Annotated in this window: 22 protein-coding genes; 12 read left to right on the top strand and 10 right to left on the bottom strand. The window is 55.8% G+C overall.

Going from position 1 to position 26,908, the window contains the following annotated elements:
- Window positions 1-76: 76 nt before the first annotated feature.
- Entirely contained in the window at window positions 77-439 is a 363-nt protein-coding gene (yacL, locus tag ABLU67_RS07745; protein WP_004098646.1) for a protein YacL, read from the bottom strand.
- A 175-nt stretch (window positions 440-614) separates the two neighbouring features.
- Window positions 615-3,212, bottom strand: a complete 2,598-nt coding sequence (gene acnB, locus ABLU67_RS07740; RefSeq protein WP_004098644.1) for a bifunctional aconitate hydratase 2/2-methylisocitrate dehydratase — start codon at window positions 3,210-3,212, stop codon at window positions 615-617.
- A gap of 355 nt (window positions 3,213-3,567) precedes the next feature.
- Between acnB and ABLU67_RS07735 the strand changes: the two genes are divergently transcribed.
- Window positions 3,568-5,166, top strand: coding sequence for a DUF3300 domain-containing protein (locus tag ABLU67_RS07735; protein ID WP_348852235.1), 1,599 nt, complete (start codon window positions 3,568-3,570; stop codon window positions 5,164-5,166).
- Between the two features lie 10 nt (window positions 5,167-5,176).
- Window positions 5,177-5,977 (top strand): DUF2950 family protein, encoded by an 801-nt coding sequence (locus ABLU67_RS07730; protein WP_148851028.1) that lies wholly within the window; start codon window positions 5,177-5,179, stop codon window positions 5,975-5,977.
- A gap of 51 nt (window positions 5,978-6,028) precedes the next feature.
- Here the strand turns inward: ABLU67_RS07730 and ABLU67_RS07725 are convergent, their stop codons facing one another.
- The 5 genes from ABLU67_RS07725 to pdhR all read right to left on the bottom strand — a co-directional run bounded on the left by ABLU67_RS07725 (window position 6,029) and on the right by pdhR (window position 13,575).
- Window positions 6,029-6,313, bottom strand: a complete 285-nt coding sequence (locus tag ABLU67_RS07725) for a hypothetical protein (RefSeq protein ID WP_014227938.1) — start codon at window positions 6,311-6,313, stop codon at window positions 6,029-6,031.
- A 163-nt stretch (window positions 6,314-6,476) separates the two neighbouring features.
- Window positions 6,477-7,901 carry a dihydrolipoyl dehydrogenase gene (lpdA, locus tag ABLU67_RS07720; RefSeq protein WP_004098637.1) on the bottom strand — a complete coding sequence of 475 codons (1,425 nt, stop codon included), beginning with the start codon at window positions 7,899-7,901 and terminating at the stop codon, window positions 6,477-6,479.
- A 207-nt stretch (window positions 7,902-8,108) separates the two neighbouring features.
- Window positions 8,109-9,998 (bottom strand): pyruvate dehydrogenase complex dihydrolipoyllysine-residue acetyltransferase, encoded by a 1,890-nt coding sequence (gene aceF, locus ABLU67_RS07715; RefSeq protein ID WP_014227937.1) that lies wholly within the window; start codon window positions 9,996-9,998, stop codon window positions 8,109-8,111.
- Between the two features lie 14 nt (window positions 9,999-10,012).
- A complete protein-coding gene (gene aceE / locus ABLU67_RS07710; RefSeq protein WP_004098634.1) occupies window positions 10,013-12,676 on the bottom strand; it encodes a pyruvate dehydrogenase (acetyl-transferring), homodimeric type in 2,664 nt (887 codons plus the stop codon).
- Between the two features lie 119 nt (window positions 12,677-12,795).
- On the bottom strand, window positions 12,796-13,575 hold the full coding sequence (gene pdhR / locus ABLU67_RS07705) for a pyruvate dehydrogenase complex transcriptional repressor PdhR (protein WP_004098632.1): 780 nt from the start codon (window positions 13,573-13,575) through the stop codon (window positions 12,796-12,798).
- A gap of 652 nt (window positions 13,576-14,227) precedes the next feature.
- Here pdhR and aroP point away from each other — a divergent pair.
- The 3 genes from aroP to ABLU67_RS07690 all read left to right on the top strand — a co-directional run bounded on the left by aroP (window position 14,228) and on the right by ABLU67_RS07690 (window position 18,131).
- Window positions 14,228-15,598: an aromatic amino acid transporter AroP gene (gene aroP, locus ABLU67_RS07700; RefSeq protein ID WP_086544283.1), complete on the top strand. Its 1,371-nt coding sequence runs from the start codon at window positions 14,228-14,230 to the stop codon at window positions 15,596-15,598.
- Between the two features lie 176 nt (window positions 15,599-15,774).
- Window positions 15,775-17,181 carry an MFS transporter gene (locus ABLU67_RS07695; RefSeq protein WP_014227935.1) on the top strand — a complete coding sequence of 469 codons (1,407 nt, stop codon included), beginning with the start codon at window positions 15,775-15,777 and terminating at the stop codon, window positions 17,179-17,181.
- Complete coding sequence (locus tag ABLU67_RS07690; RefSeq protein ID WP_064374764.1) at window positions 17,181-18,131, top strand: family 43 glycosylhydrolase; 951 nt, start codon at window positions 17,181-17,183, stop codon at window positions 18,129-18,131. Before ABLU67_RS07695 ends, ABLU67_RS07690 begins: the two co-directional genes overlap by 1 nt.
- 30 nt (window positions 18,132-18,161) lie before the next feature.
- On the opposite strand, the gene ampE is transcribed toward ABLU67_RS07690, so the two are convergent.
- On the bottom strand, window positions 18,162-19,016 hold the full coding sequence (gene ampE, locus ABLU67_RS07685; protein WP_004098628.1) for a beta-lactamase regulator AmpE: 855 nt from the start codon (window positions 19,014-19,016) through the stop codon (window positions 18,162-18,164).
- A 9-nt stretch (window positions 19,017-19,025) separates the two neighbouring features.
- Window positions 19,026-19,577 (bottom strand): 1,6-anhydro-N-acetylmuramyl-L-alanine amidase AmpD, encoded by a 552-nt coding sequence (gene ampD / locus ABLU67_RS07680; protein WP_009654552.1) that lies wholly within the window; start codon window positions 19,575-19,577, stop codon window positions 19,026-19,028.
- Window positions 19,578-19,777: 200 nt separating this feature from the next.
- Between ampD and nadC the strand changes: the two genes are divergently transcribed.
- From nadC to hofC, 4 genes are all read left to right on the top strand, one after another.
- On the top strand, window positions 19,778-20,671 hold the full coding sequence (nadC, locus tag ABLU67_RS07675) for a carboxylating nicotinate-nucleotide diphosphorylase (protein ID WP_025106498.1): 894 nt from the start codon (window positions 19,778-19,780) through the stop codon (window positions 20,669-20,671).
- Between the two features lie 183 nt (window positions 20,672-20,854).
- The gene (gene ppdD, locus ABLU67_RS07670) at window positions 20,855-21,286 is read left to right on the top strand and encodes a prepilin peptidase-dependent pilin (protein ID WP_014227930.1); all 432 of its coding nucleotides are present in this window, start codon (window positions 20,855-20,857) and stop codon (window positions 21,284-21,286) included.
- Between the two features lie 10 nt (window positions 21,287-21,296).
- A complete protein-coding gene (gspE, locus tag ABLU67_RS07665) occupies window positions 21,297-22,682 on the top strand; it encodes a type II secretion system protein GspE (RefSeq protein ID WP_102803129.1) in 1,386 nt (461 codons plus the stop codon).
- Entirely contained in the window at window positions 22,672-23,877 is a 1,206-nt protein-coding gene (gene hofC, locus ABLU67_RS07660; protein ID WP_032694420.1) for a protein transport protein HofC, read from the top strand. The genes gspE and hofC overlap by 11 nt, the downstream gene beginning before the upstream one ends.
- 29 nt (window positions 23,878-23,906) lie before the next feature.
- Here hofC and ABLU67_RS07655 read toward each other — a convergent pair whose 3' ends face one another.
- Window positions 23,907-24,950: a GMP reductase gene (locus tag ABLU67_RS07655; RefSeq protein ID WP_025106495.1), complete on the bottom strand. Its 1,044-nt coding sequence runs from the start codon at window positions 24,948-24,950 to the stop codon at window positions 23,907-23,909.
- A 348-nt stretch (window positions 24,951-25,298) separates the two neighbouring features.
- On the opposite strand from ABLU67_RS07655, the gene coaE reads away from it, so the two are divergent.
- Genes coaE through yacG form a run of 3 tightly spaced genes read left to right on the top strand, consistent with a single transcriptional unit; the run spans window position 25,299 to window position 26,866 of the window.
- Window positions 25,299-25,919 (top strand): dephospho-CoA kinase, encoded by a 621-nt coding sequence (coaE, locus tag ABLU67_RS07650; protein ID WP_004098610.1) that lies wholly within the window; start codon window positions 25,299-25,301, stop codon window positions 25,917-25,919.
- Entirely contained in the window at window positions 25,919-26,662 is a 744-nt protein-coding gene (gene zapD, locus ABLU67_RS07645; RefSeq protein WP_014227927.1) for a cell division protein ZapD, read from the top strand. Before coaE ends, zapD begins: the two co-directional genes overlap by 1 nt.
- 9 nt (window positions 26,663-26,671) lie before the next feature.
- Window positions 26,672-26,866 carry a DNA gyrase inhibitor YacG gene (gene yacG / locus ABLU67_RS07640; RefSeq protein ID WP_004098607.1) on the top strand — a complete coding sequence of 65 codons (195 nt, stop codon included), beginning with the start codon at window positions 26,672-26,674 and terminating at the stop codon, window positions 26,864-26,866.
- Window positions 26,867-26,908 lie beyond the last annotated feature (42 nt).

Raw genomic sequence — 26,908 nt, 5'->3', positions numbered from 1 at the left:
TAAAAATCAAACCAGGCCGTTAAGGCCAAAAAAAAGCCGGACATAACTGTCCGGCCGTGGAAATGATTAACGTTGCTCAGGATTGACCTACAAATTTTCGATAGGCGTTGACGACCTGAAGAAAGTCTTCCACGCCGCATAGCGAGAGGCTTTCTTCGTCATAGTAGCTCATCCCCTCTTCTATCTCATCGCCGGAAAAATCCAGTTGGTTAGCGCGGATCATCACTTCTTCGCCGTCCAGCCATAGCGTGTATTCATGGCCGACGCGTTGCCAGGAACGTTCACTGCCTTTAACGGTGCGCGCGGCCTGCTCGACTTCGTCCAGCAGGGCAAGGTTATCTTTAACCTCTTCGTTGAACCAGTGGCCGATCGCCTCATGATCCATCGACATTCGCACCTTTACCACTCCGGTAATATCGCGCAGAAATTCGTAATCCATAGTCTTTTCCTCTGCAAGGGCAGTGCGTCACCGCTGCACTGTACCCATACAGTCATTATCGCAGCAGTGGAAGAGAAAAAAAGCGTGGTGGACGGAGGGACGGGAAATAAAAATGCCCGGTGACGCAAAGTTCACCGGGCATTGGCGGGATTATGTACAGCGCTGAGTTAGCGCATTACACCGCGGTCTGGAAAATAACCCCGTCGGCCTTCTCGGTGTACTGACCCAGCTGGTCGAAGTTCAGATAACGATAGGTATCCGCTGCGGTTTTATCCACCTGAGCAACATAGGTCTGATACTCTTCCGGCGTCGGCAGTTTACCGATAAGCGCGGCCACGGCCGCCAGCTCCGCAGAGGCCAGGAAGACGTTAGCGCCGGTACCTAAACGGTTCGGGAAGTTACGGGTTGAGGTAGAGACCACCGTCGCACCGTCGGCAACGCGCGCCTGGTTACCCATGCACAGGGAACAGCCAGGGATTTCAATACGCGCACCGCTCTTACCAAACACGCTGTAGTAGCCCTCTTCAGTCAGCTGCGCGGCGTCCATACGGGTTGGCGGCGCCACCCACAGACGAGTCGGCAGCTGGCCTTTGTGGTTGTCCAGCAGCTTACCGGCCGCGCGGAAGTGGCCGATGTTGGTCATGCAGGAACCGATAAACACTTCATCGATCTTCTCGCCCTGCACGTCGGACAGCAAACGCGCATCGTCCGGATCGTTCGGCGCGCAGAGGATGGGCTCTTTGATATCGGCCAGATCGATATCGATCACCGCCGCATATTCCGCATCCGCGTCGCCTTCCAGCAGCTGCGGATCCGCCAGCCATTTTTCCATGCCCTGAACGCGACGCTCCAGCGTACGGCGATCGCCGTAACCTTCGGCGATCATCCACTTCAGCAGGACGATGTTGGAGGTCAGATACTCAACGATCGGCTCTTTGTTCAGCTTAATGGTACAGCCCGCGGCGGAACGCTCGGCGGAGGCATCGGTCAGCTCAAACGCCTGCTCAACTTTCAGATCCGGCAGACCTTCAATTTCCAGAATGCGGCCGGAGAAGATGTTTTTCTTACCTTTCTTCTCCACGGTCAGCAGACCCTGTTTGATCGCATACAGCGGGATGGCGTGTACCAGATCGCGCAGGGTGATGCCCGGCTGCATTTTGCCTTTAAAACGTACCAGTACCGATTCCGGCATATCCAGCGGCATGACGCCAGTTGCGGCGGCAAACGCCACCAGGCCTGAGCCTGCCGGGAAGGAGATACCGATCGGGAAACGGGTATGAGAATCACCACCGGTACCCACGGTATCAGGCAGCAGCATACGGTTCAGCCAGGAGTGGATAACGCCATCGCCCGGACGCAGCGATACGCCGCCGCGGTTCATGATGAAGTCCGGCAGCGTGTGGTGCGTGGTGACGTCCACCGGCTTCGGATAGGCGGCGGTATGGCAGAAGGACTGCATCACGAGGTCGGAAGAGAAGCCCAGGCACGCCAGGTCTTTCAGCTCATCACGGGTCATCGGGCCGGTGGTGTCCTGAGAGCCTACGGAGGTCATCTTCGGTTCGCAGTAAGCGCCCGGACGAACCCCGGCCACGCCGCAGGCGCGACCCACCATTTTCTGCGCCAGAGAGTATCCGCGGCTGCTTTCCGCCACGTCTTTCGCCTGACGGAACACATCGCTGTGCGGCAGGCCCAGCGCTTCACGCGCTTTGGTGGTCAGGCCACGACCGATGATTAGCGGGATACGGCCGCCGGCGCGCACTTCGTCGATCAGCACGTCGGTTTTCAGCTCGAAGGTCGCCAGCAGTTCGCCGGTTTCGTGGTTACGTACTTCACCTTTGAACGGATAAACGTCGATCACGTCGCCCATGTTCAGGTTGTTTACGTCCACTTCAATCGGCAGCGCGCCGGCATCTTCCATGGTATTAAAGAAGATAGGCGCAATTTTGCCGCCGAGAACCAGACCGCCGCCGCGCTTGTTCGGCACGTGCGGAATATCGTCGCCCATAAACCACAGCACCGAGTTGGTGGCGGATTTACGCGATGAGCCGGTACCCACGACATCGCCGACGTACGCCAGCGGGAAACCTTTTTGCTGCAGTGCTTCAATTTGTTTAATCGGGCCAACGGCGCCGGGCTGATCCGGGTCGATGCCTTCGCGGGCGTTTTTCAGCATTGCCAGCGCGTGCAGCGGAATGTCCGGGCGGGACCAGGCGTCAGGGGCCGGAGACAGGTCATCGGTGTTGGTTTCGCCGGTGACTTTAAAAACGGTCACGGTGATTTTGTCAGCCAGCTGAGGACGGCTCAGGAACCACTCAGCGTCGGCCCAGGATTGCATAACCTGTTTGGCGTAGGCATTGCCCGCCTTGGCTTTCTCTTCTACATCGTAGAAGTTGTCGAACATCAGCAGGGTGTGGGACAGCGCTTTCGCGGCGATCGGCGCCAGTTTTGCGTCGTCCAGCGCGTCAATCAGGGGATGGATGTTGTAACCGCCCTGCATGGTGCCCAGCAGTTCGACAGCTTTTTCACGGGTAACCAGTGGAGAAGTCGCTTCGCCTTTGGCGATCGCGGCAAGGAATCCGGCTTTAACATAGGCGGCTTCGTCGACGCCCGGCGGTACGCGGTTAATTAACAGGTCTAACAAGAATTCTTCTTCACCCGCTGGCGGGTTTTTCAGCAGTTCTACCAGCGCGGCCATTTGGGTTGCATCTAAGGGTTTCGGTACAATCCCCTCGGCGGCACGCTCAGCTACGTGCTTACGGTATTCTTCTAGCACGACGGTTCTCCTCGCTCTCATTGTAAAATGCGGTAGGCGATTCTCTTCACGCTCCTGTGAGACAGCAGTTTGTAGGGTAAATGCCCGATACCGCGTCGGCAGCATAGCAGGATTTTGGCGGGGTGTTAATCTGTTTACAAAAAAGCAACATTAAAAATTAGCTGAATCGTTAAGGGCAGAATAATGCAGGTTTTCTGTCAATTTAGCGGTATATAAAATTAATTCTGTTACACATAATTGAGCAAAATCCCAACTAAAATCAAAAACGCAAATACGCGCTCTCTATACTCAGGCAATCCCCCGCTTTTCGACAATACTCTGTCAAAACGGGCCAATTATTGTGCCGGGAGTTCTCATGACACTGCCTTTCAAACCCCATCTGCTCGCGCTGCTCTGTAGCGCCGGGCTATTAGCCGCCGCGGGTACGCTCTACGTCAAAAGCCGGGAGCCGCAAACGGTTCCCGAGCCCCCCGCCGTTGCGCAAACGGCGCAGGCAACCGCCGCCGCCCAGCCGGTGACCACGACCTATACACCCGCGCAGATAGACCAGTGGGTCGCGCCAATCGCGCTCTATCCGGACAATCTGCTGTCGCAGGTGCTGATGGCTTCGACCTACCCGAGTAACGTTGTCCAGGCGGTAGAGTGGTCGCAGGATAACCCCACAATGAAGGGCGACGCGGCGGTGCAAGCGGTGGCAAATCAGCCCTGGGATCCCAGCGTAAAATCGCTGGTCGCCTTCCCTTCCCTGCTCGCGTTAATGGGAGAAAATGCGCCGTGGGTGGAAAACCTGGGTAACGTATTTCTCGCCCAGCCGCAGGACGTCATGGATTCGGTGCAGCGCTTACGCGCCATCGCCCAGCAGACCGGAACGTTAAAATCCACGCCGCAGCAGAAAGTCATCACCGCCACCCGCTCCGCGGCACCGGCACCGGCTCCGGCAACGTCCACGGCCACCGCTTCCCGCAGCAGCAGCGCCGTGACATCCTCCGCCCCGGCGCAGGTGATTAAAATCGAATCAACCAATCCAAATGTGGTGTACGTGCCGGCCTATAACCCTTCAGTTGTTTACGGCGCCTGGCCTGACACCGCCTATCCGCCGGTCTACCTGCCGCCGCCTCCGGGGGAGCAGTTTACCGACAGCTTCGTCAAGGGGTTTGGCTATAGCCTCGGCGTCGCCACAACCTACGCTCTGTTCAGCAGCATCGACTGGGATGATGACGATCATCACCACCATGACGATGACGATCACCATCACGATGATGATCATCACGGCGGCTACGCGCACAACGGCGATAACATCAACATCAACGTCAATAATTTCAACCATATTACCGGGCAGAACCTGCCGGGAAACCACGCCAGCTGGCAGCATAATCCGGCCTACCGCGGCAATATTCCCTATCCGAACAATACGATTGCGCAGCATTACCATCAGACCAATGTTCCCGGCGGGCTTAGCGCGACCCAACATCAGCCCGCCGATCGCAACGCGCAGCGTCAGGCGGCCATGACGCAGCTACAGCAGCGTACCGGGCCTGCGGATAACGCGCTTAATCACGCGCCTTCCCGCGATGCCCAGCGCCAGGCCGCGTCGCAGCAGCTCCATCAGGTGACCCAGCGCAATAACTATCGCGGCTATGACGCCACGCCGGCGGTAAAAAATAGCGCCGTACAACAGCAGCATCGGGAAGCGGTCAAAACGCAAATTCAGCATCCGACGGCGCAGCAGCAACAGCGCCGTGAACAGTTCCGGGCCGCAACGCCCGAACAACGTCAGCAGAAGCTGAATAATCTGCACGCCAATGCCCTGAGCGGTAACGATATCCGCTCTCCCTCCTGGCAGTCTCAGCAGGAGCGCGGCCTGCAGAGCCGCCATATCTCGGGTTTAAGCAGCGAGCAGCGCAGCGCGGCCAGAGAACATCTTTCCGAACACCGTGAACTGCGCCGCCGCTGAGGATAATCAGATGAAAAAATTTTTAAAAATGACGCTGCTGGCGCTGGCCATGACGCCCGCCATGGCGCTGGCTCAGCAGCAGTTTTCCTCTCCGGAACAGGCCGCAAGCGCGCTGGCTGAGGCAATCGGCAGGCATGATGAATCTGCCCTCAACGGGCTGCTCGGCGATAGCTGGCAGCAATTTTTACCGCCGGAGGGCATCGACCCAGATGCCGTCGCTCGCTTTCAGCGCGACTGGAAAGTCAGCCATCGTATCGTTCAGCAGCAGAATAGCGCCTGGCTGGAGGTGGGACAGGAAGCATGGCGGCTACCGATCCCCATCATTAAGGATAAGAGCGGCTGGCGTTTTGATATGGCCGCTGCTGAAGATGAGATCCTGACTCGCGCGATTGGCCGCAATGAGCTGTCAGCCATTCAGGCGATGCACGCTTACGTTGATGCCCAGCAGGATTTTTATCGGCTAAACCACACCTGGGCGCAGAGGATTATCAGCAGCGATGGTAAGAAAGACGGCCTCTACTGGCCTGCCGCTCCCGGCGAAGCGCCCAGCCCGCTAGGGCCCGCGTTTAGCCCCGTCGAACCCGGCGAAGGCTATCACGGCTACCGTTTTCGCATCATTCAAGATGGCGAGGGTCAGGGCTTCGCCCTGCTGGCGTGGCCTGTGGAATGGGGAAAAACCGGCATCATGAGCTTTATGGTCAACCAGAATGATGAGGTTTATCAGGCTAATTTAGGGGATGAGACGCAGAGCAAAGCGCGCGCCATTTCGCAGTTTTCGCCGGATTCAGCCTGGCAGGCCATCAATCAATAGAAAAAAAGCCCGGCGTGCGATAACGCTGCCGGGCCATATCTGTGTGCTGATTTAGCCCTGATGGGGCATCAGAGACGGGTCACCCGCAAAAGCCGGTTTAGTGCTGGTCAACGCCGCTTCATCAGAGCTGATGCTGCCGGAATTCGCCGCCCATACCCCTTCGCTGGTCTTTGTTATCTGCTGATGCTGCATATTCAAATCCTGGCCCATCGCCGCAATATGGGTGCTTTCGGTCCCGCCGCTGTTATCAGCCCAGGGAATAGCGGCATCGGCCGCGCAGGCCATACCCGAGACCAGTGTTGCTGCCAGCAGCGTCGTCGTTAAAACTTTTTTCATCACACACCTCACATATAGTTAACTACCTATAAGTTTACTGAGTAACTATTTTTCAAGTATTAATAAGATATGCAATTTTATTAACGGCGACACAGTTCTAAACATCACCGATAAAAAAAGCGGCTCACTGAGCCGCTTTTTGGATTTTGCCTGAAAGAAAAATTTACTTTTTCTTCGCTTTCGCGTTTGGCAGGTCGGTGATGCTGCCTTCGAAGACTTCTGCTGCCAGGCCAACGGACTCGTGCAGAGTCGGGTGAGCGTGGATGGTCAGCGCGATGTCTTCAGCGTCACAGCCCATTTCGATCGCCAGACCGATTTCACCCAGCAGCTCGCCGCCGTTGGTGCCGACAATCGCCCCGCCGATAACGCGGTGAGATTCTTTGTCGAAAATCAGTTTGGTCATACCGTCAGCGCAGTCGGAAGCGATGGCGCGGCCAGAAGCAGCCCACGGGAAGGTGGCGGTTTCGTAGCTGATGCCTTTCTCTTTCGCTTCTTTCTCAGTCAGACCAACCCACGCAACTTCCGGCTCGGTATAGGCGATGGACGGGATAACTTTCGGGTCGAAGTAGTGCTTCATGCCGGCAATAACTTCGGCAGCAACGTGGCCTTCGTGAACGCCTTTGTGCGCCAGCATCGGCTGACCGACGATATCGCCGATAGCGAAGATGTGCGGCACGTTGGTACGCAGCTGTTTATCAACGCGGATAAAGCCACGCTCGTCAACTTCAACGCCTGCTTTACCGGCATCGAGGTTTTTACCGTTCGGTACGCGGCCGATAGCTACCAGCACGGCGTCGTAGCGCTGCGCTTCAGCCGGGGCTTTTTTGCCTTCCATGGAAACGTAGATACCGTCTTCTTTCGCTTCAACGGCGGTCACTTTGGTTTCCAGCATCAGGTTGAATTTCTTACTGATGCGCTTGGTGAAGACTTTCACCACGTCTTTATCGGCAGCCGGGATAACCTGGTCGAACATTTCAACCACGTCAATCTCTGAACCCAGCGCATGGTATACGGTACCCATTTCCAGACCGATGATACCGCCGCCCATAACCAGCAGGCGTTTTGGTACGGTTTTCAGCTCCAGCGCATCGGTGGAGTCCCATACGCGCGGATCTTCATGCGGAATGAACGGCAGTTCGATCGGACGGGAGCCCGCCGCGATGATAGCGTTGTCGAAGTTGATGACGGTTTTACCGTTTTCGCCTTCCACTTCCAGGGTGTTAGCGCCGGTAAATTTACCCAGACCGTTAACCACCTTCACTTTACGCCCTTTGGCCATGCCAGCCAGACCGCCGGTCAGCTGAGTGATGACTTTTTCTTTCCAGGTGCGAATCTTGTCAATGTCAGTTTTCGGTTCACCGAAAACGATGCCGTGTTCGGCCAGCGCTTTCGCTTCTTCGATAACTTTAGCAACGTGCAGCAGTGCTTTAGAAGGGATACAGCCGACGTTCAGGCAAACACCGCCGAGGGTGCTGTAACGTTCTACGATGACGGTTTCCAGACCTAAATCAGCGCAACGGAAGGCAGCAGAATAACCTGCGGGGCCTGCCCCAAGTACCACGACCTGAGTTTTGATTTCAGTACTCATCATGACCTCTGTTATTTGTATCCGGCGGGTCTGACGCTATTGTTTTTACGCCCATGTCCACCGGGACGTTCTATCCGCAAGCATTTTACAAAATTGTTAACAATTTTGAAACAACAAACGGCAAACGATTTTGTCCTTTATTGCTGGTAACTTCAAAACGCAGAAGAGATTACCAGAAAAAAGCCGGCCGTCAGGCCGGCTTTTTGCTTACATCACCAGGCGGCGAATGTCGCTCAGCATATTGTTGATGATGGTGATAAAGCGCGCACCATCAGCACCGTCGATCACGCGGTGGTCGAAGGACAGAGAGATCGGCATCATCAGACGCGGCACGAACTCTTTGCCATTCCATACCGGCTCCATCGCGGACTTGGACACGCCGAGGATAGCCACTTCCGGCGCGTTCACAATCGGTGCGAAGTGGGTGGTACCCAGGCCGCCGATGCTGGAGATAGTGAAGCAACCACCCTGCATTTCGCCAGCGGTCAGCTTACCATCACGCGCTTTCTTGGAAATCACGGTCAGTTCACGAGACAGCTCGGTAATGCTCTTCTTGTTCACGTCTTTGAAGACCGGAACAACCAGACCATTCGGGGTATCAACCGCCACACCGATATTGATGTATTTCTTCAGCGTCAGACGCTGTGCATCTTCAGACAGGGAGCTGTTGAAGCGCGGCATCTGCTCAAGCGCCGCGGCAACGGCTTTCATGATGAAGACCACCGGAGTGAATTTCACGTCCAGCTTACGCTTCTCAGCTTCGGCGTTCTGCTGTTTACGGAACGCTTCCAGATCGGTGATATCGGTTTTGTCGAAGTGCGTAACGTGCGGGATCATCACCCAGTTACGGCTCAGGTTAGCACCAGAGATCTTCTGGATACGGCCCAGTTCAACTTCTTCCACTTCACCAAACTTGCTGAAGTCCACTTTCGGCCACGGCAGCATGCCCGGGATACCGCCACCGGTAGCAGCAGGCGCGGCTTCAGCGCGTTTAACCGCTTCTTTCACGTAGGCCTGAACGTCTTCGCGCAGGATACGGCCTTTACGACCAGTTCCTTTCACTTTCGCCAGGTTTACACCGAACTCGCGCGCCAGGCGACGAATCAGCGGGGTGGCGTGAACGTAAGCGTCGTTTTCAGCGAACTCAGATTTGCCTTCTGCTTTTGCAGCAGGTGCAGCTGGTTTAGCAGCCTGAGCCGGTGCAGCAGCTGGTGCTGGAGCAGCCGCGGCAGCCGGAGCTGCGGCAGGCGCAGCGCCTTCCACTTCGAAGACCATAATCAGGGAGCCGGTGGAAACTTTGTCGCCGGTGCTGATTTTGATCTCTTTCACGGTACCCGCGAACGGCGCAGGCACTTCCATGGAAGCTTTGTCGCCTTCAACGGTGATCAGTGACTGTTCAGCGGCAATTTTATCGCCCACTTTCACCATCACTTCAGTCACTTCAACTTCATCGCCGCCGATATCCGGCACGTGAACTTCTTTAGAACCTGAAGCTGCCGGTGCAGCAGCAGCCGGAGCGGCTTCCGCTTTCGCCGGCGCCGCGGCAGGCGCTGCGCCCGCCACTTCGAAGATCATGATCAGGGAACCCGTGGACACTTTGTCGCCGGTGTTAATCTTGATCTCTTTCACGGTACCGGCGAACGGCGCCGGCACTTCCATAGAGGCTTTATCGCCTTCTACGGTGATCAGGGATTGTTCAGCGGCGATGGTGTCACCCACTTTTACCATGATTTCCGTGACTTCAACTTCATCACCGCCGATATCCGGTACATGAACTTCTTTCGCGCTGGCGGCTGCCGGTGCTGCGGCGGCCGGAGCCGCTTCTTTCTTCTCTTCCTGCGCAGGTGCAGCTGCTGCTGCACCATCGGCGGAATCGAAAATCATGATCAGTTTACCGGTCTCGGTTTTGTCGCCGACGGAGACTTTGATCTCTTTAACGACGCCAGCCTGCGGAGACGGGACTTCCATAGAGGCTTTGTCGCCTTCTACGGTGATCAGCGACTGTTCAGCTTCAACTTTGTCGCCCACTTTGACCAGAATCTCGGTGATTTCAACTTCATCAGCCCCGATGTCCGGTACTTTGATTTCGATAGCCATTATTCTTTTACCTCTTACGCCAGACGCGGGTTAACTTTATCTGCATCGATGTTGAATTTAGTGATGGCTTCCGCAACCACTTTCTTATCGATTTCGCCACGTTTAGCCAGTTCGCCCAGCGCTGCTACCACCACGTAGGAAGCGTCAACTTCGAAGTGGTGACGCAGGTTTTCACGGCTGTCAGAGCGACCGAAGCCGTCGGTACCCAGTACGCGGTAATCATCGGCCGGTACGTAAGTACGAACCTGCTCAGCGAACAGTTTCATATAGTCAGTAGATGCGACTGCCGGAGCGTCGTTCATCACCTGAGCGATGTACGGAACGCGCGGCGTTTCCAGCGGATGCAGCATGTTCCAGCGTTCACAATCCTGGCCATCGCGCGCCAGTTCGGTGAAGGAGGTGACGCTATAAACGTCAGAGCCTACGCCGTAGTCTTTGGCCAGGATCTGCGCTGCTTCACGGACGTGACGCAGGATAGAACCGGAGCCCAGCAGCTGAACTTTACCTTTGCTACCTTCAACGGTTTCGAGTTTGTAGATACCTTTACGGATACCTTCCTCGGCGCCTGCTGGCATTGCCGGCATGTGGTAGTTTTCGTTCAGCGTGGTGATGTAGTAGTAAACGTTCTCTTGTTTCTCACCGTACATACGCTCCAGACCATCGTGCATGATGACCGCAACTTCGTACGCGTAAGACGGATCGTAAGAGATACAGTTCGGGATAGTCAGAGACTGAATGTGGCTGTGGCCATCTTCGTGCTGCAGACCTTCGCCGTTCAGCGTGGTACGACCGGAAGTCCCGCCGATCAGGAAGCCGCGAGCCTGCTGGTCGCCGGCCTGCCAGCAAAGGTCACCGATACGCTGGAACCCGAACATGGAGTAGTAGATGTAGAACGGGATCATCGGCAGGTTGTTGGTGCTGTAGGAGGTCGCAGCAGCCAGCCAGGATGCACCGGCACCCAGTTCGTTGATACCTTCCTGCAGAATCTGGCCTTTCTCGTCTTCTTTGTAGTAAGCAACCTGCTCACGGTCCTGCGGAGTGTACTGCTGACCGTTCGGGCTGTAGATACCAATCTGACGGAACAGGCCTTCCATACCAAAGGTACGCGCTTCATCGGCGATGATCGGCACGAGGCGGTCTTTGATGGATTTGTTCTTCAGCATCACGTTCAGGGCACGAACGAACGCGATAGTGGTAGAGATCTCTTTATTCTGCTCTTCCAGCAGCGGACCGAAATCTTCCAGGGTCGGCAGCTCCAGCTTCTCATCGAAGTTTGGCTGACGGCTCGGCAGATAGCCGTGCAGTTTCTGACGCTGGGCGTGCAGATAGGTGTGCTCTTCAGAACCTTCCGGGAAGGTCACGTACGGCAGTTTTTCGATATCAGCATCGGCAACCGGCACGTTGAAACGATCGCGGACGTAGCGAACGCCGTCCATGTTCATTTTCTTAACCTGGTGAGCGATGTTTTTACCTTCAGCGGTGTCACCCATGCCGTAACCTTTAATGGTATGGGCGAGGATTACGGTGGCTTTGCCTTTGGTTTCCTGTGCTTTTTTCAGCGCAGCGTAGACTTTCTTCGGATCGTGACCGCCGCGGTTCAGGGCCCAGATCTGCTCGTCAGTCCAGTCGGCAACCAGCGCTGCGGTTTCCGGATATTTACCGAAGAAGTGCTCACGCACGTAAGCGCCATCTTTGGATTTGAAGGTCTGGTAGTCACCGTCAACGGTCTCTTCCATCAGCTGGATCAGTTTACCGCTGGTATCTTTACGCAGCAGCTCATCCCAGCGTCCGCCCCAGATAACCTTGATAACGTTCCAGCCAGCACCGCCAAAGATGCCTTCCAGTTCGTTAATGATCTTGCCATTACCGGTAACCGGGCCGTCAAGGCGCTGCAGGTTACAGTTGATAACGAAGACCAGGTTGTCCAGCTTCTCACGGGTCGCGATGGTGATCGCGCCTTTGGATTCCGGCTCGTCCATCTCGCCGTCGCCGAGGAAAGCGTAAACGGTTTGTTTGGAAGTGTCTTTCAGGCCGCGGTGTTCCAGATACTTCAGGAACTTAGCCTGATAAATCGCACCGATTGGACCCAGCCCCATAGAGACAGTCGGGAACTGCCAGAATTCCGGCATCAGTTTCGGGTGCGGATAAGAGGACAGACCTTTACCGTGAACTTCCTGACGGAAGTTGTTCATCTGCTCTTCAGTCAGACGACCTTCCAGGAAAGCACGCGCGTAGACGCCCGGAGAGATGTGGCCCTGGAAGTAAACCAGGTCGCCGCCGTCCTGCTCGTTGCGTGCGCGGAAGAAGTGGTTAAAGCACACTTCATAGAAGGTTGCGGAAGACTGGAAGGAAGCCATGTGGCCGCCCAGTTCGAGATCTTTTTTCGATGCGCGCAGAACGGTCATAATCGCGTTCCAGCGGATCGCAGAACGGATACGACGTTCCAGATCCAGATTACCCGGGTATTCCGGCTCATCTTCAACGGCAATAGTGTTCACGTAACCGCCGGTCGATGCGCCAGCAGCCACTTTCACCCCGCCTTTGCGGGCTTCAGAAAGGAGTTGGTCAATAAGATACTGAGCGCGCTCAACACCTTCTTCACGGATGACCGATTCGATCGCCTGTAGCCAGTCGCGAGTTTCGATCGGATCCACGTCATTTGGTAAACGTTCTGACATGGGGGGTATTCCTTATCTATCTAATCGTTGATTAATCTGGAACCTGTCCCATTGAATTCTCGTCAGAGAATGCAATAAGACAGGTTCTGCGTTTAGTTGCCGCGCTCTAAAAATGGCGCTTAAGAACCGGAGTTCTCATCTTTTCGTTGCTGTAAACGACGCAGTGAGCGTTCACGACGGCTCTGCTCACGGCTACGATCCAGCAAAATTTCCTCAATGAACGCCAGGTGACGATGCGACGCTTCACGCGCCTGCTCCGGTTCCCCGGCGATTATCGCCTCAAAAATGCGAGTACGATGATTGCTGACCTGCGGGAGCATCTCCCGACGGGCGTACAACAATTCAAAATTCTGGCGAACGTTCTGGGCCAGCATCGGCTCCATACAGCGTAGTAGATGGAGCAGCACCACATTGTGCGCCGCTTCGGTGACGGCGATTTGATACTGGACGACGGCATCGGATTCGGCGTCGAGATCGCCGGACTGCTGAGCCCGCTCAATGGCCTGATGCAGCTCGCGAATGCGTTCGCGGTCTTCATCATTGCTGCGCAGCGCCGCGTAATAAGCCGCGATGCCTTCAAGCGCGTGACGGGTTTCCAGCAGATCAAATTGGGATTCAGGGTGGTCGGACAGTAGCTCTACCAGCGGGTCGCTGAAGCTCTGCCACAGGCGGCTTTGTACAAACGTTCCGCCCCCCTGGCGACGAAGCAACAAGCCCTTAGCTTCGAGGCGTTGAATAGCCTCACGGAGCGAGGGACGGGAAACGTCGAACTGTTTTGCCAGTTCACGTTCTGGCGGAAGTTTTTCACCGGGGCGCAACGTCCCCTCAAGGATTAAAAACTCCAGCTGCTGCTCTATCACATCGGATAGTTTTGGTTGGCGGATCTTGCTGTAGGCCATATTCCCTGTCTCTGCCATTAGCCCGGAGTCAATTGGTCTTACCAATTCATAGTTCGTATCGCTAAAGTAACAAAGTATTCACCTTCTGTCCATACAGGTTTTGATTGAAATCATTAAACCCGGCACGTTTTAACAACCTTACAGAAATAACATTTCAAAAATGTAACCTTGCACAAATGTTGTGTTTACTCACAAAGAGGTAGCGTTAACGTAATAGAAACGAAAAATTACGCTATCTGAACCGATTCAACGCCTTATGAAGTGAATATAAATTCAATAAATTTGCATGAATGACAAATAGTGGGTAGGCACTGGCGCATGGGGTGGGATTTACAAATGGCGTCTTTTTGCTCGCTTCGTCATCATCCCTTCATAAAGCAGGTGCATTCAGCGGCGCTTATCACTATTCTCCATGATACGAAAGGCCTTTTCATGAATTCCCTCTCCGCCTTGCGTAAAGAAATAAGTACATCAATGGAATTTGATAATTACACAAACACAACAATATGTGCGCTACATCACTCGGGGCAAAACGGGCCGCAGGCTCAGTGAAAATTCGCTGACTATGCTATCAGGCAGGGATGGACAGCGAAGAAGTCACCTGATGGATGACGCGGACAAACATAATAACCATAACCACACACGAGGTTTCATGATGGAAGGTCAACAGCATGGCGATCGGCTAAAGCGCGGCCTTAAAAACCGCCATATTCAGCTTATTGCGCTGGGAGGCGCTATCGGTACCGGTTTGTTTCTGGGTAGCGCATCCGTCATCCAAAACGCGGGTCCCGGTATTATTCTGGGCTACGCAATTGCCGGTTTTATTGCTTTCCTGATTATGCGTCAGCTGGGCGAGATGGTCGTCGAAGAGCCGGTAGCCGGCTCATTTAGTCATTTTGCCTACAAATACTGGGGCGGCTTTGCAGGCTTCGCTTCCGGCTGGAACTACTGGGTGCTTTACGTGCTGGTCGCGATGGCCGAGCTGACCGCGGTCGGGAAATACGTCCAGTTCTGGTGGCCGGAAATTCCTACCTGGGTTTCTGCGGCCGTTTTCTTTATCGCTATCAACGCCATCAACCTGACGAACGTCAAGGTGTTCGGCGAGATGGAGTTCTGGTTCGCGATCATCAAAGTCGTCGCCGTCGTGGCGATGATCCTGTTCGGCGGCTGGCTGCTGTTCAGCGGCAACGGCGGCCCGCAGGCCACCGTACGCAACCTGTGGGAGCAGGGCGGTTTCCTGCCGCACGGCTTCACCGGGCTGGTAATGATGATGGCGATTATTATGTTCTCTTTCGGCGGGCTGGAGCTGGTCGGTATTACCGCAGCCGAAGCGGATAACCCGGAGCAGAGCATTCCGAAGGCCACCAACCAGGTCATCTACCGCATCCTGATTTTCTATGTGGGCTCGCTGGCCGTTCTGCTTTCGCTGCTGCCGTGGAGCCGCGTAACCGCCGATACCAGCCCGTTCGTCCTGATTTTCCACGAACTGGGCGATACCTTCGTCGCGAATGCGCTGAATATTGTGGTATTAACCGCGGCGCTCTCCGTTTACAACAGCTGCGTATACTGCAACAGTCGGATGCTGTTCGGTCTGGCCCAGCAGGGTAACGCGCCAAAAGCGCTGATGAGCGTCGATAAACGCGGCGTGCCGGTTAACACCATCCTCGTCTCCGCGGTGGTCACCGCGCTGTGCGTACTGATTAACTACTTCGCGCCGGAATCCGCGTTTGGTCTGCTGATGGCGCTGGTGGTTTCAGCCCTGGTGATCAACTGGGCGATGATTAGCCTGGCGCACATGAAATTCCGTCGCGCTAAGCAGCAGCAGGGCGTGGTCACCCGCTTCCCGGCGCTGCTTTATCCGCTGGGCAACTGGATCTGCCTGCTGTTTATGGCGGGAGTGCTGGTGATCATGCTGATGACCCCTGGCATGGCGATTTCCGTCTACCTTATCCCGGTATGGATTGCCGTTCTCGGCGTCGGCTACCTGTTTAAACAGAAAACCGCCAGCGCCATTAAAGCATAATCCTGCATCTCCACAACCTGTGTCCGCCCGCCGCTGGCGGACACAGCGCATTGTTATCTGCTTCACACTTTCCCCCTGATAACCGATTTATCCATATCGTTAACCCTATCCTGCAACGCATTAGTCCATTACCCGGCTAATAATTCTCTCCATACCGCCACGGGGAGATCGCTGCGATGAATGGCAATAAGCTTTCAGTTAAAGAAAAAATAGGCTACGGGATGGGTGATGCCGGATGCAATATCATATTCGGCGCCATCATGTTGTTTGTTAACTATTTTTATACGGATATTTTTGGTCTCGCGCCGGCGCTGGTAGGCGTTTTGCTGCTTTCCGTACGCGTTATTGATGCCGTCACCGATCCGATTATGGGGGCGATGGCCGACCGTACCCGCAGTAAATACGGGCGCTTTCGCCCATGGCTGCTGTGGATTGCCTTCCCGTACGCGCTGTTCAGCGTGCTGATGTTTACCACCCCGGAGTGGTCGTACAATAGCAAGGTTATCTATGCTTTCGTCACCTACTTCCTGCTCTCGCTGACCTACACCGCGATCAACATCCCCTACTGCTCCTTGGGTAGCGTGATTACGAATGACCCGAAGGAACGCGTGGCCTGCCAGTCCTATCGCTTCGTGATGGTCGGTATCGCTACGCTCCTGCTCTCCCTGACGCTGCTGCCGATGGCGGACTGGTTCGGCGGTGAGGATAAAGCCAAAGGCTATCAGATGGCGATGACCGTGCTGGCGATTATCGGTATGTGCATGTTCCTGTTCTGCTTTGCCACCGTTCGTGAGCGCGTAAAACCCGCCGTCCAGACCAACGACGAACTGAAAAAAGATCTGAAAGACGTCTGGAAAAATGACCAGTGGGTTCGCATCCTGCTGCTAACGCTGTGCAACGTTTGCCCGGGCTTTATTCGCATGGCCGCCACCATGTACTACGTCACCTGGGTGATGCAGCAAAGCACCCACTTCGCCACGCTGTTTATCAGCCTCGGGGTAGTCGGCATGATGATCGGCAGTATGCTGGCTAAAGTCCTGACCGACCGCTGGTGCAAACTGCAGGTGTTTTTCTGGACCAACATCGTGCTGGCGATTTTCTCCTGCGCCTTCTACTTCTTCGACCCGCACGCCACCATGATGATTATGGTGCTCTATTTCCTGCTGAACATTCTGCATCAGATCCCCTCGCCGCTGCACTGGTCGCTGATGGCCGACGTGGATGACTACGGCGAATGGAAGACCGGCAAACGCATCACCGGCATCAGCTTCTCAGGCAACCTGTTCTTCCTGAAGGTCGGTCTGGCCATCGCCGGCGCGATGGTTGGCTTCCTGCTCTCCTGGTACGGTTACGATGCCGGTGCGAAGCAGCAAAGCGCCTCCGCGATTAACGGTATCGTATTGTTATTCAGCGTTATCCCCGGCATCGGCTATCTGATTACCGCGGGGGTGGTGCGTATGCTGAAGGTAAACCGCGAATTTATGCGGCTAATTCAGTCCGACCTCGAGAAACGCCGGGTCAACTACAGCGAACTCAACGACTATCAGGAACTGAAAACCGGCGAACAGGTAAGGAAAGCGTAATGAAAAACTGGCCGAATCCATTTATTGAACAACGCGCGGACCCGTATATTCTGCGCCATCAGGAGAGCTACTACTTTATTGCCTCGGTGCCGGAGTATGACCGTCTGGAAATCCGCCGCTCAGCAACCCTTGAAGGTTTACGCCACGCGCAGCCGGTGGTCGTCTGGCGTAAACCGGACAGCGGCCCGATGAGCCAGCTCATATGGGCCCCGGAGCTGCATGAGATTGACGGCAAATGGTATATCTACTTTGCCGCCAGCCACACCCACGATCTGGATGCGCAGGGCATGTTCCAGCACCGCATGTTCGCGCTCGAATGCGCGGACAGCGACCCGTTAACCGGTAAATGGCAGGAAAAAGGCCAGATTAAAACGCCGCTTGATACCTTTGCGCTGGATGCCACCACCTTCCGCCATCAGGGTAAACGGTGGTACCTGTGGGCGCAAAAAGATCCGGAAATTAAGGGCAATACCAACCTCTATCTGGCTGAACTGGCAAATCCGTGGACGCTAAAAGGTCAGCCGGTCAGGCTGAGTCAACCCGAGTTTGACTGGGAGTGCCGGGGTTTTCTGGTGAATGAAGGCCCGGCGGTCCTGTTCCACGGCGACAAGCTGTTCGTCAGCTATTCCGCCAGCGCCACCGACGAAAACTACTGCATGGGATTATTGTGGATAGACGTTAACGCCGACCCGCTGCGGCCGGAAAACTGGCATAAAGCGCCGCAGCCGGTGTTTCGTACCAGCTATGAGAATCGTCAGTATGGGCCCGGACACAATAGCTTTACGCAAACGCCGGAGGGAGAAGATGTGCTGGTGTACCACGCGCGCAACTACACCGAAATTGAAGGCGACCCGCTGTACGATCCGAATCGCCATACCCGCCTGAAGCTTGTCCGCTGGGACGAAAACGGGATGCCTGATTTTGGCATCCCGGCAGCAGATACGGATTAAAAGCGGAACCTGCCCCCAGCGGGCAGGTGCTTAAATCAGCGTACCGTAAATCGTCAGCAGCGCCATAATCACCACCACCACCAGCGATGTTTTTTTCGCCATGGAGACCGCCGCCTTCGGCGTCGCCACTTTATCCACGTGCGGCTCGCGCGCCAGCGAATACTGCGCCAGGCGCGTCAGCACCTGATACTGCGAAGAGTGGCGGTCGCCCAGCGAGGCAAACCACGCAGGCAAAGCCTTTTCCCCGTGCCCAACCAGCGCGTACACCACGCCGACCAGACGTACCGGAACCCAGTCGACAACGTGCAGAATGCCGTCAATACCCGACTGTAAGCGATGACGCGGCGTCTGATAACGCGCCAGCCAGGTCTGCCAGGCCCGCAGCGTACAGTAGGCAATCAGGGTTAACGGTCCCCACGGCCCGCCGACAACGAACCAGAACAGCGGAGCGAGATAGTAGCGGTAGTTAATCCACAGCAGCGCGTTTTGCAGCTCGCTCAGATATTCACGCTGGTCGCAGCCGGGCGGCACGCCGTGGATCAGGGTGAGCTCGCTGGCCATGGCGTCGCAGGCGCGGCTATCATCGCGCGCCGCCGCCTTCAGGTAGGCGTGATAGTGCAGACGGACTTTGCCCGCGCCGATGCACAGCAGGCCCAGCAGGATCCAGAACACCAGCAGAGGAATGTTAAACAGCTGCCCCTGCAGCAGGCGCTGAATAATAAACACGACCGCCGCCGCCGCGACCGTCATCAGTAGGGTAGTGAGCAGGGAATAATGCTTTACCCGGCGAAACAGCACTTCCAGCCGGTGATCGAGCTGCCAGTGCTCGCCCAGCTTAAACAAACGCTCGGCAATGAGGACCAACAGCGTAGTGAACAACGTCATGGCATCTCCTTATTCTGACGACGGGGTTAACAGACCGCGAAATTTGACCCAGTCAAAAGCCGGGCCGGGATCCGTTTTACGCACTGGCGCAATATCGCTATGGCCGGTGATATTGTCAGCTATCGCCGGATAGCGCGAGATAAGCTGACGGGTAACGGCAACCAGCTGCTGATACTGCGCGTCGGTATAAGCCAGCTCGTCGGTCCCTTCCAGCTCAATGCCTATCGAAAAATCATTACAGCGCTCGCGCCCGTGATAACTGGAAACCCCCGCGTGCCAGGCGCGCTGGTCGAAAGGCACATACTGCACGATTTCACCATCGCGGCGAATCAGACAGTGTGCCGAAACGCGAAGATGCGCGATTTCAGCAAAGAAAGGATGGGCATGGGGATCGAGCGTACCGCTGAACAGGGCATCAATCCATGGCCCGCCAAATTCGCCGGGCGGCAGGCTTATATTATGCACCACCAGCAAAGAGGGGGTTTCATTATCCGGGCGGCTATCGTGGTGCGGCGAAGGAACCCGACGCGCCTCTTCCAGCCATCCCCCGTTCAACTGCATGTTGAGTCTCCTTTTACTAGCTTATGCATTCGCGGCACCGTGACCAAACAATCCCCGGCATCATACCCACGCTTGCTCGGTTGGCTAACGCTAAAACTTCACGCTGGTGCCGCCGACGAAAGGACGCGGATGTGGTACAGAAACGTCGTTCAGGTTAGCATGTTTCCCACTTCTGAATCTTATCTATCTGGAGCTTTATCATGACGCCTCGTCGCTACAATCCCGACCGCCGCCGTGACGCGCTGCTGGAGCGTATTAATCTTGATATTACCGATGCCGTCTCTCAATCCCTGCGGGAAGATTTAGGCGGTGAAGTGGATGCGAACAACGATATTAGCGCGCAATTATTGCCGCAGGATGCGCGCTCGCATGCCGTCGTCATCACCCGTGAAGACGGCGTGTTTTGCGGTAAACGCTGGGTAGAAGAAGTCTTTATTCAGCTTGCGGGCGACGACGTTAACTTCACCTGGCACGTTGCCGATGGCGACGCGGTAAAAGCCAATCAGCCGCTATTCGAGCTGGAAGGCCCTTCGCGGATCCTGCTCACCGGCGAACGTACCGCACTCAATTTCGTGCAGACGCTCTCCGGGGTGGCCAGCGAAGTCCGCCGCTATGTCGACCTACTGGCAGGCACCAAAACTCAACTGCTCGATACGCGCAAAACGCTGCCGGGCCTGCGCACGGCGCTGAAATATGCGGTCCTGTGCGGCGGCGGGGCCAATCATCGCCTGGGCCTCTCCGATGCCTTTCTGATTAAAGAGAACCATATTATCGCTTCCGGCTCGGTACGGCAGGCGGTTGAAAAAGCGTTCTGGCTGCACCCGGATGTGCCGGTTGAGGTGGAAGTCGAAACCCTTGAAGAGCTGGATGAAGCGCTGAAAGCCGGCGCTGACATCATTATGCTCGACAACTTCACTACCGACCTGATGCGCGAAGCGGTCAAACACACCAACGGCCAGGCGGCGCTGGAAGTCTCCGGCAACGTCACATTCGAGACTATTCGTGAATTTGCTGAAACCGGCGTCGATTACATCTCCGTTGGCGCGTTGACCAAGCACGTCCGCGCTCTCGATCTCTCTATGCGCTTCCGCTAATCCCCCTGCCCCGGTTCGTCGTTGATGCCGGGGCGCACTTTTGCGAGCCGGCTCGCACGCCAATAATCCCTCAATGCAACCCGCAAAAAAAGCCTGGAAGCGTGCTTCTCCAGGCGCGATCTGCCGCTCGTATCGCTAAACAAACCCCGGCAAAGTGCTCCCGAAGATAACAAGGAGCAACTTATGGACAAACAACGCGGCTTTACCCTCATCGAACTTATGGTGGTCATTGGGATCATCGCCATTCTCAGCGCAATCGGCATTCCGGCTTATCAGAACTATCTGCGAAAAGCGGCGCTTACCGATATGCTGCAAACCTTCGTCCCGTTCCGCACCGCCATTGAGCTGTGCGCGCTGGAGCACGGCGGATTAACCACCTGCGATGGCGGCAGCAACGGTATTCCCTCGCCCGCCACAACCCGCTACGTCTCGGCTATGACCGTCGCCACAGGCGTTGTCACGCTCACCGGGCAGGAAAGCCTTAATGGCTTAAGCGTCACGCTGACGCCGACCTGGGATAACGCTAACGGCATCACCGGCTGGCAGCGAGTGTGCAACATTACCGGCGATAGCGCACTCAAGCAGGCCTGTGAAGACGTATTCCGTTTTAACTGAGGGCGCGGCAATGAAAACTGAACAATTGATACCTCTTTGCCAGCGCTATCAGGCCTTACTGCTCGATAGTAATGAACACACCATCGCTATCGCCGTGGTTGACGCCCCCGCCCCGGAGCTGCTGGAAGCGTTACGTTTCGCGACGCAGAAAAGGATTGATATCGAGTGCTGGAGCCAGGACCAGATGGATAAGCGGCTGCAGACGCCGGGAATATCAACCCTCACCCCGCCTGTTGAAGCCTCGGCCAGCATCGTTGAACAGGTAAATAGCCTTCTGGAACAGGCCCTGCGCCAGCGCGCATCGGATATTCATATTGAACCCGGTGACGATCGCCTGAGAATTCGCCTGCGGGTAGATGGCGTACTCCATTCTCTTGCGCCGCTTGCGCCGGAACTCGCCGCCCCCATCACCGCCCGACTTAAAGTGCTCAGCAATCTGGATATCGCTGAACACCGGGTACCGCAGGACGGTCAGTTTACCCTCACGCTCGCAGACCGCCCGATCTCGTTTCGGATCGCCACGCTTCCCTGCCGCGGCGGAGAAAAAATCGTCCTTCGCTTATTACACCAGGTCGAACAAGCGCTGGACCTCGAAGCGCTGGGGCTATCGTCTCAGCAGCTTGCCGCCTTTCGCTCGGCGCTTAACCAACCTCAGGGGCTGATGCTGGTCACCGGCCCGACGGGAAGTGGGAAAACCGTCACTTTGTATAGTGCGCTGCAGGCGCGGAATCGCGACGAGGTCAATATATGCAGCGTTGAAGATCCGCTGGAGATCCCCATCGTGGGGATGAATCAGACGCAGATTAATCCGCGGGCGGGCTTAACCTTTCACAGCGTACTGCGCGCCCTGCTACGCCAGGATCCCGATATCGTGATGGTCGGAGAGATACGCGATGCAGAAACCGCTGAAATTGCGATAAAAGCAGCGCAAACCGGGCACCTGGTTCTCTCAACGCTGCACACCAATTCAACCAGTGAAACGCTGGTTCGCCTGCAGCAGATGGGCGTTGCGCGCTGGATGATCTCATCCGCGCTTTCTCTGGTGGTTGCTCAACGCCTGGTACGCAAACTGTGCCCGCATTGCCGCCAGGAAACCGGCAGTTCGGCCGATGTTCCACACAGCCTGTGGCCACGGGCGCTTCCTCGCTGGCAGGCTCCGGGCTGTCAGCACTGCTATCACGGCTACTACGGTCGCCTGGCGCTATTTGAGCTGCTCCCCGTCACCACCGCGTTACGGCAGGCGATTACTCAGGGTCTTAGCGCCGGAGAGATCGAGTCCCTGGCGCGCGAATCCGGCATGATGACGCTGTTTGAGAGCGGCTGTCTGGCCGTCGAACGTGGGATGACAAGTCTGGAAGAGGTCGTTCGCGTGTTGGGGATACCGCATGGCGACTAAACGACTGTGGCGCTGGCGCGGTCTCTCTCTCCAGGGCATTCCCTGCCAGGGAACGCTCTGGCAGGATAATCGCCCTGAGGCATTGCAGGCTCTGCAGCGGCAGCGAATTATCCCGCTGACGCTGCGCCGCTGTAGCGTGCAAAGCGCCCTCTGGCATCCGCGCTACAGTGGCGAAATCATCCGCCAGCTGGCCGCGCTTCTTCAGGCCGGTCTCCCCCTGGCCGAGGGGCTGGAACTGCTGGCGCAGCAGCAGCCCAATGCGCAATGGCAGGCGCTGCTGCAAACCCTGGCGGAGGATCTGGCGCAGGGCATTTCGCTTTCAGGCTCCCTGGAAAAATGGCCTGAGGCGTTCCCTCCGCTCTATCTGGCCATGATTCGCACCGGTGAACTTACCGGTAAACTGGAACTTTGCTGCGCTCAGTTGGCCAGGCAGCAGCGAGAGCAGCTGCTCCTCACCGAAAAAGTGAAAAAAGCGCTGCGCTACCCGTTGATTATCTTATCCCTGGCGCTGCTGGTGGTTATGGGAATGCTGTGCTTTGTCTTACCGGAGTTCGCCGCTATATATCAAACCTTCAACACCCCGCTGCCGTGGCTGACCCGCGCGGTAATAAGCATTGGCGAAGGGTTAACTCGCTGTTGGCCACTGCTCGCTGCCCTGGGTATTTTACCTGCAATACTCAACCGGCTGATTTGCCAGCGGCCAGGCTGGCTGCTGTACCGTCAGAAGCTGCTCCATACGCTGCCGGTGTTTGGCAAACTGCTATGCGGCCAGCGGCTTAGCCAGATTTTTACCGTACTCGCATTGACGCAAAGCGCCGGAATCAGCTTTCTGCAAGGTCTGCAAAGCGTGGAGGAAACCCTGAGCTGCCCGCTATGGCGGCAGAGGCTCCAGCAGGTTTGCCGCCAAATTACCCACGGCGATCCCATCTGGCAGGCGCTCGCCAACGGCGGAGGCTTTACGCCGCTTTGCCTACAACTGATCCGTACCGGTGAAGCCTCGGGTTCACTGGATACCATGCTGGAAAATCTGGCTCGTCACCATAGTGAGCAGACGCATCAGCAGGCAGATAATCTGGCGACCTTGCTGGAACCGATGATGTTGGTAGTGACCGGAACGATTGTCGGCGTGCTGGTGGTGGCGATGTATTTACCCATTTTTCATCTGGGCGACGCCATTAGCGGAATGGGGGGATAACGCTGGCGCAAACGCGCCAGCGAACGGCATTACAGGCTGTTGAACACGCGGTTCTCTTGTTCCTGTACGCGAATAAAAGTCGTGCGTTTAGTCAGTTCTTTCAGCCGCGAAGCACCTACGTAGGTGCATGCGGAACGCAGACCGCCAAGAATATCGCGCGCGGTGTTTTCAACCGGGCCGCGCAGAGGCAGCTTAACGGTTTTGCCTTCAGCCGCACGGTACTGGGCTACGCCGCCAACGTGACGGGTCATCGCCGACTCCGAGCTCATGCCGTAGAACAGCATGAATTTTTCGCCGTTTTCTTCAACCACGGTACCGCCGCTCTCTTCGTGACCGGCCAGCATACCGCCAAGCATCACGAAATCCGCGCCGCCGCCGAAGGCTTTAGCCACATCGCCCGGCATAGTACATCCGCCGTCGCTGATAATCTGCCCGCCCAGGCCGTGCGCCGCATCGGCACACTCAATCACTGCGGAAAGCTGCGGATAGCCGACGCCGGTTTTCACGCGGGTTGTACATACGGAGCCCGGACCGATACCCACCTTAACGATATCAGCCCCCGAAAGAATCAGCTCTTCGCACATTTCGCCGGTAACAACGTTGCCCGCAATAATGGTTTTCTGCGGCCAGGCTTCGCGGGCTTTCGCGACAAACTGCACGAAGTGCTCTGAATAGCCATTCGCCACGTCAATGCACACAAAGCTAAGCTGCGGATTTTGGATCAGAATCTGATTTGTTTTTTCAAAATCCGCATCGGAGGTGCCGGTAGAGACCATGACGTGCTGCACGACATCTGCCGATACGCTCTGAACAAACGCCTGCCACTGTTCAACGCTGTAATGCTTATGTACGGCGGTCAAAACGCCAAATGAAGCCAGGGCTTTAGCCATGGCAAACGTGCCAACGGTGTCCATGTTAGCAGCAATGATCGGCACACCAGACCAGGTCTGGCCAGAATGTTTGAAAGTGAATTCACGTTCCAGCTGTACGTCAGAACGGCTTTTGAGGGTAGAACGTTTCGGGCGGATAAGAACGTCTTTAAAACCAAGCTTCAAATCTTCTTCAATACGCATGTGCGAATTCCTGGGGTTAATTGCATTATTGTGAGAGCACAACTCCAGTGACGTTATCATACGCACGAATCATGGCCGCGCAAGACTGCGATTTTCACTTTTTTTACGCTACAATCGTATAAATTTACCTGGTGAACAGCCAAAAGCGAATTTGCGATATCCCATCGCAGGCGTATCATTTTTAACCATTTGATTTACATGCGCAAAAAGAACCAGGGTACGTGGTGACAGCCATTTATTGGTTGATATCACGTCGATAAAACCACTGTCGCAGTGGCGTCGTCGCGTCGTAAATCACGGCTCTATTATTGAAAAATGTGCATGTAGTCAGTTTCAGGATTGAGGTGTATGACATACACGGTAGCGTTAACAGGCGGCATCGGTAGCGGTAAAAGTACCGTAGCCGACGCATTCTCACACCTCGGGGTTAACGTTATTGATGCTGACATTATCGCGCGCCAGGTGGTCGAGCCCGGTACCCCGGGGCTAAACGCGATTGCTCAACGCTTCGGTCCGCAGATCCTGAATAAAGATGGCACCCTTAACCGTCGCGCTCTGCGTGAACATATTTTCGCTCATGCAGAGGATAAGAACTGGCTAAACGCGCTGCTGCACCCGCAAATTCAGCAGGAAACGCGTCGCCAGATGCAGCTTGCCACCTCGTCTTATATTCTCTGGGTTGTACCTTTACTGGTCGAAAACCGTTTGTCCGCCAAAGCCGATCGGGTCCTTGTTGTCGATGTGCCGAAAGAGACGCAGATAGCGCGCACGATGCTTCGCGATCGGGTCAGTCGGCAACATGCGGAACATATTCTTGCCGCTCAGGCAACGCGCGAACAGCGCCTTGCCGTTGCGGATGATGTTATTGAAAATATGGGTTCACCTGATGCCATCGCATCAGCTGTCGCCCGCCTGCATGCAAAGTATCAACAGCTGGCAGCGCAGGCCGCCTCACAGGAAAAACCGTAATGTCTACCCCTGTTCTATTTGAACATCCGCTTAATGAAAAAATGCGCACCTGGCTGCGTATTGAGTTTTTGCTCCAGCAGCTGACCGTACATCCCGCCATTACCAGCCATGCGGATGCGCTGCATTTTTTCCGCAATATCGGCGATCTTTTAGATGTTTTTGAACGCGGTGAAGTACGTACCGATCTGATGAAAGAGCTGGATCGCCAGCAGAGGAAGCTGCAATCCTGGGCGGAAGTCCCTGGGGTTGATCAGGATCGTATCAACGAACTGCGTCAGCAGCTGAAGCAATCAGGCAGTACGTTAATGTCGGCGCCGCGTATCGGCCAGTACCTGCGAGAGGATCGCCTGATCGCCCTGGTACGCCAACGCCTGAGTATCCCGGGCGGCTGCTGTAGCTTCGATCTTCCGACGCTGCACATCTGGCTGCATATGCCGCAGGAATATCGCGATGAGCAGGTCGGTAAGTGGCTGGCCAGCCTGGAACCGTTGACGCAATCGCTGATGCTCATTCTCGATCTCATCCGTAACTCGGCCCCCTTCCGTAAGCAGACCAGCCTGAACGGTTTTTATCAGGACAACGGCGAAGATGCCGATCTGCTGCGTCTGCGGTTGGATCTTGCCAGCCAGCTCTACCCCCAAATATCAGGCCACAAGAGCCGCTTTGCCATCCGCTTTATGCCGCTGGACAGCGAGCACGGCATCGTGCCGGAGCGTTTTGATTTTGAACTGGCCTGCTGTTAAGGAGTCAATATGTCAGAAGAGATAACCGTCAACTGCCCAACCTGCGGCAAAATTGTGGTCTGGAATGAGCAGAGCCCGCATCGCCCGTTCTGCTCCAAACGCTGTCAGCTTATCGATTTAGGCGAATGGGCAGCGGAAGAGAAACGTATCCCAAGCAGCAGCGATCTGTCAGATAGCGACGGCTGGAGCGAAGAAAAAGAGTAACGGATTTCGGGCGGGCATGTACAGGCCCGCCCTGATTTGCCG

The sequence above is a fragment of the Klebsiella sp. GN_Kp190 genome, from assembly GCF_040061795.1.
In the GTDB taxonomy this organism is placed as follows: Bacteria; Pseudomonadota; Gammaproteobacteria; order Enterobacterales; family Enterobacteriaceae; genus Klebsiella; species Klebsiella michiganensis.
This window is presented reverse-complemented; position numbering and strand designations above follow the sequence as displayed.

Bases quoted from the DNA above. Each gene is read 5' to 3' on its own strand.
- yacL (WP_004098646.1), bottom strand. From the start codon at position 439: ATGGATTACGAATTTCTGCGCGATATTACCGGAGTGGTAAAGGTGCGA.
- ABLU67_RS07735 (WP_348852235.1), top strand. From the start codon at position 3,568: ATGACACTGCCTTTCAAACCCCATCTGCTCGCGCTGCTCTGTAGCGCC.
- ABLU67_RS07730 (WP_148851028.1), top strand. From the start codon at position 5,177: ATGAAAAAATTTTTAAAAATGACGCTGCTGGCGCTGGCCATGACGCCC.
- ABLU67_RS07725 (WP_014227938.1), bottom strand. From the start codon at position 6,313: ATGAAAAAAGTTTTAACGACGACGCTGCTGGCAGCAACACTGGTCTCG.
- lpdA (WP_004098637.1), bottom strand. From the start codon at position 7,901: ATGAGTACTGAAATCAAAACTCAGGTCGTGGTACTTGGGGCAGGCCCC.
- aceF (WP_014227937.1), bottom strand. From the start codon at position 9,998: ATGGCTATCGAAATCAAAGTACCGGACATCGGGGCTGATGAAGTTGAA.
- aceE (WP_004098634.1), bottom strand. From the start codon at position 12,676: ATGTCAGAACGTTTACCAAATGACGTGGATCCGATCGAAACTCGCGAC.
- pdhR (WP_004098632.1), bottom strand. From the start codon at position 13,575: ATGGCCTACAGCAAGATCCGCCAACCAAAACTATCCGATGTGATAGAG.
- aroP (WP_086544283.1), top strand. From the start codon at position 14,228: ATGATGGAAGGTCAACAGCATGGCGATCGGCTAAAGCGCGGCCTTAAA.
- ABLU67_RS07695 (WP_014227935.1), top strand. From the start codon at position 15,775: ATGAATGGCAATAAGCTTTCAGTTAAAGAAAAAATAGGCTACGGGATG.
- ABLU67_RS07690 (WP_064374764.1), top strand. From the start codon at position 17,181: ATGAAAAACTGGCCGAATCCATTTATTGAACAACGCGCGGACCCGTAT.
- ampE (WP_004098628.1), bottom strand. From the start codon at position 19,016: ATGACGTTGTTCACTACGCTGTTGGTCCTCATTGCCGAGCGTTTGTTT.
- ampD (WP_009654552.1), bottom strand. From the start codon at position 19,577: ATGCAGTTGAACGGGGGATGGCTGGAAGAGGCGCGTCGGGTTCCTTCG.
- nadC (WP_025106498.1), top strand. From the start codon at position 19,778: ATGACGCCTCGTCGCTACAATCCCGACCGCCGCCGTGACGCGCTGCTG.
- ppdD (WP_014227930.1), top strand. From the start codon at position 20,855: ATGGACAAACAACGCGGCTTTACCCTCATCGAACTTATGGTGGTCATT.
- gspE (WP_102803129.1), top strand. From the start codon at position 21,297: ATGAAAACTGAACAATTGATACCTCTTTGCCAGCGCTATCAGGCCTTA.
- hofC (WP_032694420.1), top strand. From the start codon at position 22,672: ATGGCGACTAAACGACTGTGGCGCTGGCGCGGTCTCTCTCTCCAGGGC.
- ABLU67_RS07655 (WP_025106495.1), bottom strand. From the start codon at position 24,950: ATGCGTATTGAAGAAGATTTGAAGCTTGGTTTTAAAGACGTTCTTATC.
- coaE (WP_004098610.1), top strand. From the start codon at position 25,299: ATGACATACACGGTAGCGTTAACAGGCGGCATCGGTAGCGGTAAAAGT.
- zapD (WP_014227927.1), top strand. From the start codon at position 25,919: ATGTCTACCCCTGTTCTATTTGAACATCCGCTTAATGAAAAAATGCGC.
- yacG (WP_004098607.1), top strand. From the start codon at position 26,672: ATGTCAGAAGAGATAACCGTCAACTGCCCAACCTGCGGCAAAATTGTG.